9 protein-coding genes are annotated in these 15,057 nt (G+C 67.5%); 6 read left to right on the forward strand and 3 right to left on the reverse strand.

From position 1 onward, the window contains the following. Positions 1 to 231 precede the first annotated feature (231 nt). Complete coding sequence (gene dnaA, locus RM25_RS00005) at positions 232 to 1,707, forward strand: chromosomal replication initiator protein DnaA (protein WP_036941572.1); 1,476 nt, start codon at positions 232 to 234, stop codon at positions 1,705 to 1,707. Here the strand turns inward: dnaA and RM25_RS00010 are convergent. Beyond that, entirely contained in the window at positions 1,682 to 3,151 is a 1,470-nt protein-coding gene (locus RM25_RS00010; RefSeq protein WP_052809037.1) for a DHA2 family efflux MFS transporter permease subunit, read from the reverse strand. The genes dnaA and RM25_RS00010 overlap by 26 nt on opposite strands. Before the next feature lie 241 nt (positions 3,152 to 3,392). Between RM25_RS00010 and RM25_RS00015 the strand changes: the two genes are divergently transcribed. Further along, on the forward strand, positions 3,393 to 4,010 hold the full coding sequence (locus RM25_RS00015) for a MerR family transcriptional regulator (protein WP_013159930.1): 618 nt from the start codon (positions 3,393 to 3,395) through the stop codon (positions 4,008 to 4,010). On the opposite strand, the gene RM25_RS00020 is transcribed toward RM25_RS00015, so the two are convergent. Both RM25_RS00020 and RM25_RS00025 read right to left on the reverse strand, forming a co-directional pair. Beyond that, complete coding sequence (locus RM25_RS00020; protein WP_044635814.1) at positions 4,007 to 5,188, reverse strand: glycosyltransferase family 4 protein; 1,182 nt, start codon at positions 5,186 to 5,188, stop codon at positions 4,007 to 4,009. The two genes, RM25_RS00015 and RM25_RS00020, sit on opposite strands and share 4 nt — an antisense overlap. A gap of 13 nt (positions 5,189 to 5,201) precedes the next feature. Continuing rightward, complete coding sequence (locus tag RM25_RS00025) at positions 5,202 to 6,449, reverse strand: NAD-dependent epimerase/dehydratase family protein (protein WP_013159932.1); 1,248 nt, start codon at positions 6,447 to 6,449, stop codon at positions 5,202 to 5,204. 479 nt (positions 6,450 to 6,928) lie between these two features. On the opposite strand from RM25_RS00025, the gene RM25_RS00030 reads away from it, so the two are divergent. From RM25_RS00030 to recF, 4 genes are all read left to right on the forward strand, one after another. Continuing rightward, entirely contained in the window at positions 6,929 to 7,864 is a 936-nt protein-coding gene (locus RM25_RS00030) for an ABC transporter ATP-binding protein (RefSeq protein WP_052809229.1), read from the forward strand. A 28-nt stretch (positions 7,865 to 7,892) separates the two neighbouring features. Next, positions 7,893 to 10,424, forward strand: coding sequence for an ABC transporter permease (locus RM25_RS00035; RefSeq protein ID WP_158487013.1), 2,532 nt, complete (start codon positions 7,893 to 7,895; stop codon positions 10,422 to 10,424). Positions 10,425 to 12,299: 1,875 nt separating this feature from the next. Further along, a complete protein-coding gene (gene dnaN / locus RM25_RS00040) occupies positions 12,300 to 13,460 on the forward strand; it encodes a DNA polymerase III subunit beta (protein WP_013159935.1) in 1,161 nt (386 codons plus the stop codon). 73 nt (positions 13,461 to 13,533) lie between these two features. Next, positions 13,534 to 14,835: a DNA replication/repair protein RecF gene (gene recF / locus RM25_RS00045; protein WP_044636531.1), complete on the forward strand. Its 1,302-nt coding sequence runs from the start codon at positions 13,534 to 13,536 to the stop codon at positions 14,833 to 14,835. Positions 14,836 to 15,057 lie beyond the last annotated feature (222 nt).

Consider the following 15,057-nt stretch of genomic DNA (forward strand, 5'->3'; position numbering starts at 1 on the left):
TTTGGCCAGTCGACACGCCGTAATCGGGTGTGTTCGCCGGTCATGGCTTTGCAAGTACTCGGCTGGGAAAGTAGCGTACTCAGCCGACCCCCCGATCCGATGCACGATGGTCCCGCTTCCCCCGGAAGCGCCCGTTCGGCGTCCCCTCCCGGGTGGTCAGTGACAAAAGCAGACACGACCGCGGCGTGTGATCCGAGTAGGGTCGGCACAATCCGCCGACGAGAGCGAAGGATGGACGGTGTGACTCGGGCTACAGACAGTGCTCAAGGGGCCCCCGACCTCCCTGATGCGTGGAAGCACGTGCTCTCTGACTTCGGTGGCCGCGACAAGGCCTACCTCAGGGGTGCCAAGGCCCTCACCGTGCATGAGTCCACCGTGATGATCGCGGTGCCCAATGACTACACGCGCGAGAACATCGAATCGAAGCTGCGCGACACCATCGAGTCGCGCCTGTCCGATGTGTACCACCGCGAGATGCGCCTGGCCATCACCGTCGAGCCGAGCCTGGAGCTCGACCTGCGTCCCCCCGAACGCGACGAGGAGGCCGAGCGCGAGGTGGAGCCGGTGCAGTTCATCCCGCGCCAGGACGCCCCGGCGCCGAGCCTGCGTGCGGTGGAGACCCCGCAACCGGCCAGCGCGGAATCCGCCGATGACACCGCGATCGCCGATGGACGCCTCAATCCGCGCTACACCTTCGACAACTTCGTGATCGGCTCGTCGAACCGCTTCGCCCATGCTGCCGCGGTGGCCGTGGCCGAGGCACCCGGCAAGGCGTACAACCCGCTGATGATCTATGGCGAATCAGGGCTGGGCAAGACGCACCTGCTGCATGCGCTGGGTCACTATGTGCGCAACTACTACTCCAATGTGCGCGTGAAGTACGTGAGCACCGAGGAGATGACCAATGAGTTCATCAACGCGGTGGGCGAGAACCGCACGGCCGAGTTCCGCCGCAAGTACCGCGACGACGTCGATGTGTTGCTGATCGACGACATCCAGTTCCTGGAGGGCAAGACCCAGACCCAGGAGGAGTTCTTCTACACGTTCAATGCGCTGCACAATGCCCAGCGCCAGATCGTGCTCACCTCCGACCGTCCGCCCAAGGCGCTGGAACAGCTCGAATCACGCCTGCGCAGCCGCTTCGAATGGGGGCTGATCACCGATATCCAGCCGCCCGACCCCGAGACGCGCATCGCGATCCTGCAGCGCAAGGCCGCCGCGGACAACCTTTCGGTGCCCCCGGGCGTGCTGGAGTTCATTGCCTCGAAGATCCAGACCAACATCCGTGAACTGGAGGGAGCGCTCATCCGCGTGACCGCCTTCGCCTCGCTCAATCGCGAGGAGGTGTCGCTGGCCGTGGCCGAGCAGGTGCTGCGCGACCTGATTCCCGACGGTGCCGAGGCCGATGTGACCGCCCCGACGATCATCCACGAGACCGCCAACTACTTCGGCGTGAGCGTCGACGACCTCATCGGCCCGAGCCGCAACCAGACCCTGGTGATGGCCCGCCAGATCGCCATGTACCTGTGCCGCGAGCTCACCGACCTGTCGTTGCCGAAGATCGGCCAGGAATTCGGTGGCAAGGACCACACCACGGTGATGCACGCCGATCGCAAGATCCGCAAGCTGATGAGTGAGCGCCGCAGCGTCTACAACCAGGTAACCGAGCTCACCAACCGCATCAAGCAGAATTCCGCGCGCCGCTAGTCGCAGGCGAGATGAGGCCGCAGACGCCGACCCCCACCACGAGCACCCCCACGCACATCCACAACGCGGGCAGCAGCCCATCGACGAACGGCTGACCGGGACGATAGCTGCCGGCGCTGGTGAAGATGGCCGTGCAGACGGCGACCCCCAGCGTCACGCCCACCTGGCGCAGGGTGGAGTTCACGCCCGACGCCACTGCGTACTCGGGGCCCTGGCGACCCTGCAGCGCCGCCGTGGACAGCGGTGCGAAGCTCAGGCCCATGCCGACGCCACCGACGAACATCGGGGCGATCACGGCGCCGTAGGTGACGCCCGGCGACAGCACGAGGGCCATCCACAGCAGCGCCACCGCCTCCAGGCCGAGTCCGATCATGAGCACCAGGCGCACGCCGATGCGCTGCACGATCAATCCGACGATCGGCGCCATCACCATCGGCATCAGCGTCCAGGGCGCGGCGCGCCAGCCGGCACCCAGCGCCGAGTAGCCCATCGACACCTCCAGGAACTGGCTCAGCAGGAAGATCGCGCCGAACACCCCGCCAGCGAACAGGAAGGTGGCGGCATTGGCGGCGCTGAACACCCGGTCGCGGAACATGGCAACCGGCAGGAAGGCCGAGCGCGCGCGACGCTCACGCATCAGGAAGCAGACGATGCACACCAGGGCCACGGCCAGTCCGAGCAGTGTGCGGGCGCTGGTCCAGCCGTGGTCGGGGGCCTCCACGATCGTCCACACGAGCATGAAGATCGACGCGATACCCAGGGCCATGCCAAGCAGGTCGATGCCCCGACGCTCCTGCGACCCACGCGCGGCGGCGGCACCCCGCAGGCTCACCAGGGCGAGCACGATGGCCACCACGCCGACGGGCACGTTGATCCAGAAGATCGCGCTCCAGTGCAGGCCCTGGATCACCGCGCCACCGACGATCGGACCCGCGGCAGTGCCGATGCCATTGACCCCGCCCCAGATGCCGATCGCCATCGGACGCTTCGCCGGCGGCACCATGTCGGCCAACAGGGCCAGCGACAGGGTGACGATCGCCGCCGCCCCGGCCCCCTCCACGGCACGCGCCGCGATGAGCATGGCCGATGAACCACTCACCGCGGCCCAGGCGGAGGCGCCGGTGAACACGGTGATGCCGATGAGGAAGACGCGACGGCGTCCGAAGCGGTCACCCAACGCGGCCGCGGGCAACAAGAGCGCCGCGAAAACGATCGTGTAGGCGTTCACGAACCACTGCAACTGCGTCACCGAGGCGTTCATCGCCTTCTGGATCACCGGCAACGCAAAGGTCATCACCAGGTCGTCCAGGGCGGTCATCAGGGTGGGGAGGGCGGCGGCGATGATCACCATCGCCAGGCCGTGGCCGGCGCGCCCGCTTGGTCGGCGCGCATCGGACTCGGGTGCCTCGGGGGCGCCCGGGGACTGCCTCAGGATTATCGTCATGTTGACTCCGTTCCACTAGATAGTGTTTCTATCTAACAAAACTAGATAGTATGTCTATCCAGTGGCGGGTGCAAGATCGTCCCATGGCAGGCGCCGACGATGCGTTCGACACCGGGACGCCGAACCCCGGGCGCTGGGCCCCAACGCAATGGGAACAGTGCAATGAACAACAGTGCAGCGAACAACGGGGCAACGGAGAACAGGGCGAAGGACGACAGGGACCTCAGGGAAGGGTGCATCGATGCGCATCTCGGAGCTGGCGCATGCGGCGAAGGTGCCGCTGCCAACCGTGAAGTACTACCAACGCGAGGGGCTGCTTCCCCCCGGACGGGCGGTCAACGCCCGCGAGTCGCAGTACGGCGAGGAGCACCTGTCCCGGCTGCGCGTGGTGCGCGTCCTGGTCACCGGGCTGGGCCTGACCATTGCCCAGGTGCGTCATGTGCTCGACGTGCTCGACGGCCCCCAGCGCGATCCCTACCAGGCGATGGGCGAGGCGACGAAGAACCTGCCGCTCACGGCACCGGCGTCGCAGACCAGCACCCCCGACGATGACGTCGCCATGGTGCGCGCCCTGGGTTTCACCCACATCATCGATCCGCAGTTGGCCGGCCAGCTCGGCAATGCCCTGCGCTGGGCGGCCGAATCAGGCGTCAGCGTGACCCCGGAGCTCCTCGGCGCCTACCTGGACGCCACCCGGCAGATCGCCCGGGCCGACTTCGAGGTGATTCCCCGCACGAACTCCCGGGAGTCGGTCTCCTTCGCCGTGGTCGGCACCGTGGTGATGGAACCGGTGTTGCTCGCGCTGCGTCGACTGGCCCACGAGGAGCTTGCCCAGGAGATGGAGGACGACGAGGGCTAGCCGGGCCCGCGGCGCGACCGGCCACCCCGTGCGCGCTCGATCCCGTGCCGCTCGATGGCCTCGCGATAGCGCTCCACCAGGCTGCGGGTGGCCGCGGCCCAGTCGTGGCGCTCGGCCTCGGCCCGGGCCGCCACGGCCATGAGGGTACGCAGCCGACGCGCGGCGTCGTCGTCGCCCAGCAGGCGTCGGGCACGGTCGGCAAACCCGGCGCCGTCATGGGGCGTCACCAGAAAGCCATCGGTGCCGTCGTGGATCACATCGGGCAGCCCGCCCGCCGCGGCCGCGATCACCGGCACGCCCGAGGCCATCGATTCCAGCGCCACCAGGCCGAGCGTCTCGGTGGTGGAGGGAAAGACGAAGGCGTCGGCGCTGGCATAGGCGGCAGCCAGCTCACTGCCCGCCAGGTAGCCGGTGAACACGGTGGGCGTACCCACGAAGGCCCGCTCCAGCTCGGCGCGGGCCGGGCCCGAACCCACCATCGCCAGGCGATATCCCTGCGCGCCCAGCACGCGCATCGGCTCCACCAGGTCGGCCAGGTCCTTCTCCCGACTCAGCCGCCCCACGTAGATCAGCAGCCGGGCATCGGGGTGGCCGTCGGTGAGCCGGGCGCGCATCGCGGCACTGGCCCGCCCGGGCCGGAACGTCTGCACGTCCACCGCCTTGGGCCACAGTTCCACGTGGCGCACGCCGCGACGCCGGGCCCGGCGCACCATCGTCGGCGAGGTGCACAGGTTCACCTGCGCCCGGTTGTGCAGGAACCGCGTCCACCCGACCATGGGACGCCGCGCCCACCCGACGCCCAGCTTGCCCAGGTAGTCGGCCAGGTCGGTGTGATAGCTCGCCAACAGCGGCAGCCTGCGATGCACGGCCACCTCGACGCCGAACGCCGCCAGCGCCACGGGGTTGACCGCATGCACCACGTCGGGACGAAAGTGCACCATCTTGTCGGCGATGCTCGGTGTGGGCAGCCCCACCTTGATCTCGGGATAGATGGGGCGCAGCGAGAAGGAGCGCACCCGCGACACCGGTTGACCCGCATGGCTGGCCGGTGGATTCCCGGGCGCGAAGACGAGCACCTCATGGCCGATCTCGCCGAGCTGCTCCAGGGTGTGGGTGAGCCGGGTGACCACCCCGTCGACCTTGGGCAGGAAGACCTCGGTGAACATGGCGACGCGCATGGCGTCGGTTCCCCTAGCCCGCGTCGATCGCGGTCACCGGATCGGTCGGCAAGCCGCCGGGGGAATCCTCGCGGTATGCGGCCGGGATACCGGGCTGGCGGTCCTTCGTCCACAGGGAGCGGGCCGGGATGTGGGCGAAGTCCACCCGGTCGCGATATTTGGCGGCGGTCTGGTTGATCTCGCCGAGCAGCCCCTGGCTCAGCGTGGTGGGATGCAGGCCCAGGTCGAGGAATGCCTCGGCGGTGACGTGCAGTTCGTTCTCGTCGGCCTCGTTGCGCGGATCGGGCACGTTCTCCACCACGGCCCCGGTGAGGCGTGCCACCATCGCGGCCAGGTCGCGCACCCGGTGGGTCTCGGTCATCTGGTTGAAGATCTTCACCCGCACGCCGCGCTCGGGAGGGTTGGCCAGCGCCAACTCGATACAGCGGGTCATGTCCTGGATGTGGATGAACGCCCGCGTCTGACCGCCGGTGCCGTGCACGGTGAGCGGATAGCCGACCGCGGCCTGCACCAGGAAGCGGTTCAACACGGTGCCGTAGTCGCCGTCGTAATCGAAGCGGTTCACCAGCCGCTCATCGAGCTGCGTCTCGGGGGTGGACGTGCCCCAGATGATGCCCTGGTGCAGGTCGGTGATGCGCAGCGCGTCGTTCTTCGCGTAGTAGGCGAACAGGTCCTGGTCGAGCACCTTGGTCATGTGGTAGATCGAGCCGGGGCTGGTGGGATAGAGGATCTCGCGGTGCATCTCGCCGGCCTCGCCGTTCACGGCGACGTCGAGATATCCCTCGGGGATCTTCATGCCGGCGGTGCCGTAGCCGTAGACGCCCATCGTGCCCAGGTGCACCAGGTGGATGTCCAGGCCCGATTCGACGATGGCGCACAGCACATTGTCGGTGGCGTTGACGTTGTTGTTCACCGTGTAGCGCTTGTGGCGCGATGACTTCATGGAATAGGGCGCCGAGCGCTGTTCGGCGAAGTGCACGATGGCGTCGGGACGCAGCGTGACCAGCAGGTCGAGCAGGCGCTCGTAGTCGGTGGCGACGTCGAGCTCCACCAGGTCGAGATGGCGTCCGGTGGCCTCGGCCCAGGCAGCACGGCGCTCGGCGTTCGAGCGGATGGGGGTCAGTGATCCGGCCCCGAGTTCCTCGTCGATGCGGCGTCGGGAGAAGTTGTCGACGATGGTCACCTCGTTGCCCAGCGCCGACAGGTGCAGGCTTGCGGGCCACCCGCAGAAGCCGTCGCCACCGAGAACCACAATCTTCATCTGCGTCATCCTTTGCTCACGAGGTCGGGCCCCGGGGGTGCTTCGCGTGTGAACGCCGTCGCTCACCACATTAACCAGACGGCCCTGCCACACTTCGCCCACCTGCGGCCGGCCTGACGCGAACGGACGGCCGCAGCCATCAGATTTCACCAAGTTTTCATGCGGTTCTCCCTGTCCGCAGACCTGTGGATAACTCGCCGTTCATGGGGAGATCATGTGGACGCCCATCCCCAACCCTCCGCCGCTGTCCACAGGCGTCCACAGGCGCATGGCGTGTCGTCAACAGCGCATCAACAGGCAGATCGGGCCGAATCACGCCTGAAACGGCAGTTGTCCACCGGATCCACACGTGTGAAGAGGGGTACTGAATGGACATACAAAGAAGAAATTCCAAGTCTGCTGCACCCATCTGTGGACGGCCCCACGAGCCACGGGAAGACGGCTCGGCAGGGCCCCGAAGGTGCGCTAACGTGACCGTCGTGCCCCCACAAGACAGTCCACGAGCACGTCGTGCCGCAGCCGACGATCCGGGTGTATCAGACGGCGTTCCCGAAGCGACGTCCGCCGCCCTGCATGCCGACGAGCAGCCCCCGCTGGGCGAGGTCCCCGTACCGCGGGATGACAACTCGGAGATCGCTGCGTACACCAGGGACCTGACCAAGGTCTACGGCAGCGGCGACGCCGAGGTGGTGGCGCTCGACCATGTTGACGTCGACTTCTTCAAGGCACGCTTCACCGCCGTGATGGGCCCCTCGGGGTCGGGCAAGTCAACGCTGATGCACTGCGTGGCCGGCCTGGACGCACCCACCTCAGGCGAGGTGGTGATCGGCGACACCAACATCGCCACCCTCAAGGACTCCAGGCTCACCGAACTGCGCCGTGACCGCATCGGCTTCGTGTTCCAGTCATTCAACCTGATTCCCACGCTCACCGCGCTGGAGAACATCGAGTTGCCGATGGCGATCGCCGGGCGCAAGCCCGACCCGGAATGGCTCGACCACGTGATCGACATCGTGGGGCTGCGCAGCCGCCTCAAGCACAAGCCGTCGCAGCTTTCCGGCGGCCAGCAGCAGCGCGTGGCGTGTGCCCGCGCCCTGGTGGGCAAGCCCGACATCATCTTCGCCGACGAACCCACCGGCAACCTCGACTCGGCGGCCTCCGCCGAGATCCTGGGCTTCCTGGCCTCCAGCGTCACCGACCTGGGCCAGACCATCGTGATGGTCACCCACGACCCCACCGCGGCCGCCTACGCCAATCGGGCGTTGTTCCTGGCCGACGGGCGCATCGTCGCCGACATGGACGATCCCGACCGCGACAAGGTGCTCGCCCGCATGGTCGAGCTGAGCTCCCCGGTTGACGCGTCCGCACCCGGTGCGTCGACGCAGGCTGCCGGTCCTTCGACAGTTCAGGGCTGACATGTGGAAGGCGTCGTGGAAGTCCCTGATGGGACACAAGGTCCGGCTGCTGTTGTCCGCCCTGTCGGTGGTGTTGGGCATCGCCTTCCTGTCGGGTGCGCTCACCTTCACCGGCATGCTGTCGAACACCTTCGCCGCGATCACCCAGGGCACGATCGCCGATGTGTCGGTGGGGGTGAAGGGCACCCAGAGCATTGACTCGGTGGTGACCCCGGATTACACGAAGAACCACCTGACCAACGCCGATATCGACCGCATCCGCGGCGTGGCGGGTGTGGAGTCAGCCTCGGGGCAGATCACCCAGATGAACACGGTCTACCTGTTGGGCACCAACAACAAGGTGGTCGGCATGGCCGGGCCACCGTCGATCGCCAGCAATTTCACCACCGAGCCGGCAATGAATCACAAGCCCGGCATCGAGGTGCGCAGCGGGCAGGCACCCACCACCGACGACGAGGTGGCGGTGGATCCCAGCTCGTTGGAGCGCAGTGGCTATCACCTCGGTGACACGGTGAAACTGCTTGCCAATGGACAGACCATCACCAAGAAGCTGGTGGGCACGGCTGCCTGGGGTTCGGGTGGCAGTGCCGGTGCCGCCTATGTCTTCTTCGACGACGTCACCGCTTCCCAGCTGTTCATGGGTGGCGCACCGGGCTATATGCAGGCGGCCGTCACGGTGAAGGCTGGCTCCGATGTCGACGCCGTGACCAAGGCTGTCGCTGCCGCGGTGCCGGATGGGTTCGAGGCGGTTCCGGGACATCAGGTGGCCGACCAGTTGAAGACCGCGCTCGACCAGGCGATGGACTTCGTCAACATCTTCCTGGGGGTCTTCGCGGCGATATCCCTGGTGGTGGCCTGCTTCCTCATTGTGAACACCTTCTCAATGCTGGTGGCTCAACGCAGTCGTGAGCTGGCGCTGTACCGGGCACTGGGCGCGTCCCGCGGTCAGGTGGCACGGTCGGTGATCTTCGAGGCCCTGCTGACCGGTCTGGTCGGCGGGGTCATCGGGGTTGGGCTGGGTGCCTTTCTGGCTTATGGAATCGGAGAAGCCGTGACGGCGGCTGGCATGGATATGGTCTCTTCGGTGCCCATGCCGTCGTGGCAGAACGCATTGTTGTCGGTGGTGATCGCCGTGGTGGTCACGGTGGTCGCCGCCTGGTTCCCCTCGCGGCGCGCGAGCCGGGTGCCGCCGATCGCGGCAATGACTGGTGAGGTGACGTCGGGCGAGGGGGGTCTGGGGCGTCGCACGCTGGTCGGCACGATCATGCTGGTGGTCGGCATCGCGGGCATCTGGTCGGGTGTCACCCTGAAGGTCAGCAAGAATATGTGGCTGCTGGGTGGAGGTGCCTTCCTGGTGCTCATCGCGGTCACCTTGATGAGCCCGGTGATCGGGCGTCCGCTCATCTGGGTGATGGGACGGGCCTACCGGTTGTTGTTCGGTGAGACGGGAAAGCTTGCCGAGCTGAATGCGATCCGACTGCCCCGACGCACCGCCGCCACCGCGTCGGCGTTGATGATCGGCATCACATTGGTGTCAACCCTGTCGATCCTGGGCGCCTCCGCGAGCACATCCACCGAGCACTCCGTGCGGGACAGCCTTCGTGGCGACTTTGTCATATCGAGCCTCAATTATGGGCCGCTGCCTGCCAGCCTCTTCGACGAGGTGAAATCGACGCAGGGCGTCGCCTCGGTGCATCGGGCACGGACGGCGGCGACCACAATCAACGGCGCGCGCGCCCGGGTCATCGGCTATCCGACCAGCGATTTCAACAAGATCCAGGCGCAGTCGATGGTCACCGGCACCATGGGCGATGCGCTGGGCGAGGTGATCGTCTCGCAGGCCTACGCCGACGAGCAGAAGCTGCAGGTGGGCGGCACGCTCGAGTCGGTGGACGCCGCCACCATGGCGCCGCTGAAGCTCACCGTCACCGGCATCTTCACCACGCCCAAGGGAGGTGGCTTCGGATCGATCAACGCGAACCTTGCCACCGTGGCAGCCCTGGGCAACCGTGACCGCGACAGCCAACTGTCGGTGGACGCCGCACCGGGCGCGTCGCACCAGTCGGTGCAGGACGCCCTCGATTCGGCCACCAGCGACAACCCGCTGATCGTGGTGCAGAACCAGCAGGAATATGCCAAGGCGCAGAGCGCCCAGATCGACCAGATGCTCACCACTGTGTACGCCCTGCTGGGGTTGGCCGTGGTGATCGCGGTGCTGGGCATCGTGAACACGCTGGCCCTGTCGGTGGTGGAACGTACCCGCGAGATCGGGTTACTGCGCGCCGTGGGCATGAAGCGTGGCCAGCTGAGGCTGATGATCACCCTGGAATCGGTGATCATCGCCGTGCTTGGTGCCGTGCTCGGCCTGGTGATGGGCCTGGGCTTCGGCGTGGCCCTGCAGCACGTGCTGGTTGACCAGGGACTGTCGATCCTGTCGATCCCGTGGGGCCGGTTGGGAATCTTCCTGGCCGTGTCGGTGGTGGTGGGCGTGCTGGCCGCAGTGGTGCCCGCCCGACGCGCCACCAAGCTGAACATGCTCGACGCCATTTCCAGCGAATAGGGATATTGCGACGCCGTGCTGCGATATTCCCCGGAGTTATCGCTTGCGGATATCGATTATTGGCCTCGTGGGGCCCGCCCGGTGACGAGCAGGTGAATTCCCTGCCGGACGCCCATCCCTGACGCCCAGCTCCGCGCGCCGGCGGGTGGCTCGGTGTCCCGCCCGGTGGTGCAACCCGGTGGCGCGACCCATGTCCCCTGCCGATACCCCGGATGGCATGGCACGTCGCCCGAGGCGGGGCTTCGGGGTGTGGGGGCTCGCAGGGTGGGGGCTGGCCCGTCTCGTCGGATGAACGCGCCCCGGACGGCGTCGTGGCTGGTCAGGGCCGTGTGGCCGCAACGACGGCCCTGCACGCGGTCGCGTCCCGGGCCCGATGACGCCTGGTGAGGGACGCCATGGTCGGTGTGCTCGTCCCGGCGGTTTCCCATGCCGGCAGTCCCCCATGCCGGTGGTGAGTTCGCGGTCCTGACTGGTGGGCTGGCCGGGGCGTCCACCGGAAGTGGGCCCAACCCGGCGGAATCTGCTTTCGCGACGCTGTTGCCGCAACTATCGCGTCGACAAACCGCGCTCGTGGATTGGCGCGACATCCGCCGACTGCGACGCCGTGATCGGCCCGTGATGGCGCGCGCTCAGTGGAATCGGGTCGCCTGGGGAAGCTGCGCACACCGGTGGACAAACTGTTGATAACTTCGCTGATCGGAGCCGATGTGCGGTGTTTCCTGCTTGTCGGGCTGTGGTGTTGTGGCGGTTCGCGTGCCGGGGCGCCACCGACGGAGTGACGCTTTTCCCGCGTGAAAGTGCGATCGTTGAAGCATTTACGGCCTCGCCGGTCGGTGCCTGCGGGTGCTCCGCGGGCAGCCGATGGTTACCCAGAGAGTTATCCACAGGGCGGTGGGTTGATTGGTGGATAAGTCGACAGGCGGTGGGTTCGGCGTCGCCAGCGCGGCGCAGGGCTTGGGGGTGACGATGCGTCACGATCGGGCCCGCTTGTCAACCGACACGAAGGTGACCACTGCCCCCACCGTGACGGGGCCGGCACAGCACAGATCTTGCGGCCGAATGCCCCCTGTGGCGCATGATTTCCCGGGATGGGTACGTCGCCGATCACGACGCGCCAAGGGCTCGGGGCGAGGTCGGTCTGCGATGCGCCGGTCGATCCCCCCGTCCGGTGTTGCGGCCGTGCCGTCCCATGTCGGCCGGGACGCCGCAGGGCGCCGTGGCACGCCCTCGCCGCGCCCCGCTATTGGGGCACTCCGCTGTTGGGGCTGCCACCGAAGGAACCGGTGTCCTGAGGCGGAACCCAGGTCGCCGTCGAGCCCCTGCGGCCATGACGCAGGAAATCCGTGGGTTCGCTGCCCTACGCGCTCGATTTCTTCGGCCCGGCGGCGGTCACCGCAGGCGGCGTCAGAGTGACGTCGGGCGGGACGTCGGGCGGTCGGCAAGGCGGTCGGAATGGGTGAACAACGCGTGAACACATTGCGGGGTGCTTTCAGGGAGCGCCATAAGGGAGCGCGATAAGGCAGCGCCATAGGTGATCTCGCAGAGATAAGGGATTGGCACAAGGGATTTCGTGCCGGAACCGCTATTTTCTTCACCCGGTCCTCGTCCGCGCGGGATATCGCCGCCATCCCGCGGGATTGACGGGGCAACGCCGCGTCCACACGACCATTCCATGGGTGCATCGGCGTCCGCTCGCCGCTATTGCCGGCCGATGGGGTGCCCGCAGCTCTGTGATGTCGCGGGGTCATGCGTCAACCCTCAACCGTCACTTGCCACCGCTGAACAGAACGTCGGAGCAGGCCGATATGATGCAAGCGCCGCGGTAGGCGGCTTGCCGAGTGGTCGAGAAAGACAGCACAACGGAGCGAGGAATCAGTGAAGATCACAGTCGAGCGCGATGTCATGGCGGAGGCTGTTGCCTGGGTGGCACGCAGCCTGCCCAATCGCCCGAGCGTTCCGATCCTTGCCGGCCTGCTCATGAGGGCCACGGGGAGCCAGCTCGTGCTGTCGAGCTTCGACTATGAGACCAGTGCACGCATCACCATTGACGCGCAGGTCGATGAGGAGGGCGAGGCCCTCGTCTCGGGGCGCCTGCTGTCAGAGATCGCCCGCAGCCTGCCCAATCGTCCGGCCCGCTTCACCGCCAACTCCAACCACGTGGAACTGGTGTGTGGCTCGGCCCGCTTCACCCTGCAGATGCTGCCGGTGGAGGACTACCCGCAGCTGCCCGAGATGCCCGCCGAGAGCGGCACCGTCCCCAGCGACGAGTTCACCCGTTCCGTGGCCCAGGTGGTGGTGGCCGCCGGTCGCGACGAGCTGCTGCCCGTGTTCACCGGCGTGCGCATCGAGATCAACGACGATCGCCTCTCGCTGCTGGCCACCGACCGCTACCGCATGGCGTTGAAGGAACTCACCTGGAATCCGGCCACCACGCAGGCCGAGAGCGCCGCCCTGGTGCCCGCCCGCGTGCTGTCGGAATCGGCCCGTTCCATGGGTGGTGGCGAGGCCGTTGCCCTGGCATTGTCCAATGGCATCGAGGGCGAGGGGCTCATCGGATTGTCCGGCGAGGGCGCCGGCGGACGCCGCGAACTCACCACCCGGCTGCTCGACGGCGAATTCCCCAAAGTGCGCCACCTGATGGACATCAAGCCCAATGTCACCGTGCGCGTGAAGACCGAGGAGGTGCTCGAGTCGGTCAAGCGCGTCTCCCTGGTCGCCGAGCGCAACACCTCGGTGCGCATGGTCATCGAGGACGACCGCATCGCACTCGACGCCGCCACCGGCGACCAGGCGCAGGCCACCGAGGCCATTGAGGCCCAGGTGAACAATGTGGCCGGCGGCGAGATGGCCGTATCGGCCGTGGGGTTCAACCCCCGCTACCTGACCGATGCGCTCTCGGCGCTTGATACGCCCTATGTGCAGTTCTCGTTCACGGCCCCCGGCAAGCCCTGCCTGGTGCAGGGACTGCCCGACGTCGATGGCGAGCCCGAGGCCGACTACAAGCATGTGATCATGCTGATGCGCCTGCCCGGCTGACCGATCGACCGCGGAGCGGGGCTGGCCTAGGCTGGCACCGTCGCATTGATGTCGTTCGGGAGGGGTGCAGCCGATGTTCGTCGAGCACCTCGAGCTGAAGGACTTTCGTTCCTACGAGGCCGCCAAGCTCGATATCGGCCCGGGTGTGTCGGTGTTCGTGGGGCCCAACGGCCACGGCAAGACCAACCTGGTGGAGGCCGTCGAATACCTGTCGACGCTGTCGAGCCACCGGGTGTCGGCCGATGCGCCATTGATCCGCGCCGGCACCAGCCAGGCGATCGTCAGGGCGCTGGTGGTGGCGGGTCGCGACGACCCCCGCAAGCTGCTGCTGGAGCTCGAGATCAACGCCGGACGCGCCAACCATGCGCGCATCAACCGGGCGCCGGTGCGGCGGATGCGCGATTTCATCGGGGCGCTGCGCACGGTGGTGTTCAGCCCCGAGGACCTGGCGATGGTGAAGGGCGATCCCACCGACCGGCGTGCCTTCCTCGATGCCCTGGTGATCACCCGGTGGCCGCGGCTGGCCGGCGTGAAATCTGACTACGACCGGGTGCTGCGGCAACGTAATACCCTGCTGAAGACGCTGGCGCGACGCTCGTCGCGCGTCGATGGGGGCGACGTGGCCACCCTCGACGTGTGGAACGAGCGGCTGGCCCAGTTCGGCGCTGAGCTGTTGGCGGCGCGGCTGGCAACCCTGTCCGACCTGATGCCCTATGCGCGGGCGAGCTATGCGGCGATCGCGCCGGTGAACAACCGGGTGGACGCCCGCTACAAGTCGTCGTTGGGTGGGCTGTCCGAGCTGCTGGGCTATGCCACCGACGGTGCACCCGGTGAGCTTCCGGAGGCCGCGGACACCGACGACGAAGTGCGCACCCCGGCGCCCGGGCCCGACCAGCTGGCGGTGCTCATGATGGACGCCATGGCTGCGCGGCGCGGCGACGAACTCGCCCGCGGCGTCACCCTGGTGGGTCCCCACCGCGATGATGTGACCCTGACGATCGGCACCCTGCCGGCGAAGGGCTATGCCAGCCACGGTGAGAGCTGGTCGCTCGCCCTGGCGCTGCGGTTGGGATCACTCGACATGCTGCGCGCCGACGACGTGGAGCCGGTGCTGGTGCTCGACGATGTGTTCGCCGAGCTCGACGTGACGCGACGTGATCGCCTTGCCGACGCCGTCGCGAAGGCCGAGCAGGTGCTGGTGACTGCCGCGGTCGGCTCCGACGTGCCCGGGCAGCTGAATGGGCAGCGCTTCGACGTCGACCTGCGCGGATCGGCGCACGCCGGGCATGAGGAGAGCGCCACCGGGCCGCGTGTTTCGATCGTGTCCCCAGCCTTGTCCACAGGCTCTGTCCACAGGTCTGTGGACAATGACTGAGCGCGAACGGCACCCCGGTGAGGCGCCGATGCCCTGGGGCGATGGGCTGCCGCCGTGGCAGCGCGACCAGGAAGCCCCGCCGGAGCCTCCCGATCCGACCCCGCCGGATCCGATCCTCCCCGATTCGACCGAACCCGTTTCCACAGGGCCCGATCCCGCGGAAGATGATCCGACGAGCTCTGGCTCGTCGAACGGCGAGCGCTGGGACCCATCGGGGGGCGA

The sequence above is a fragment of the Propionibacterium freudenreichii subsp. freudenreichii genome (assembly GCF_000940845.1).
In the GTDB taxonomy this organism is placed as follows: Bacteria; Actinomycetota; Actinomycetes; order Propionibacteriales; family Propionibacteriaceae; genus Propionibacterium; species Propionibacterium freudenreichii.

Excerpts from the sequence above, each read along its gene's own strand:
- RM25_RS00025 (WP_013159932.1), bottom strand. The coding sequence starts at position 6,449 with ATGAAGATTGTGGTTCTCGGTGGCGACGGCTTCTGCGGGTGGCCCGCA.
- RM25_RS00015 (WP_013159930.1), top strand. The coding sequence starts at position 3,393 with ATGCGCATCTCGGAGCTGGCGCATGCGGCGAAGGTGCCGCTGCCAACC.
- recF (WP_044636531.1), top strand. The coding sequence starts at position 13,534 with ATGTTCGTCGAGCACCTCGAGCTGAAGGACTTTCGTTCCTACGAGGCC.
- RM25_RS00020 (WP_044635814.1), bottom strand. The coding sequence starts at position 5,188 with ATGCGCGTCGCCATGTTCACCGAGGTCTTCCTGCCCAAGGTCGACGGG.
- RM25_RS00010 (WP_052809037.1), bottom strand. The coding sequence starts at position 3,151 with ATGACGATAATCCTGAGGCAGTCCCCGGGCGCCCCCGAGGCACCCGAG.
- RM25_RS00035 (WP_158487013.1), top strand. The coding sequence starts at position 7,893 with ATGGGACACAAGGTCCGGCTGCTGTTGTCCGCCCTGTCGGTGGTGTTG.
- dnaA (WP_036941572.1), top strand. The coding sequence starts at position 232 with ATGGACGGTGTGACTCGGGCTACAGACAGTGCTCAAGGGGCCCCCGAC.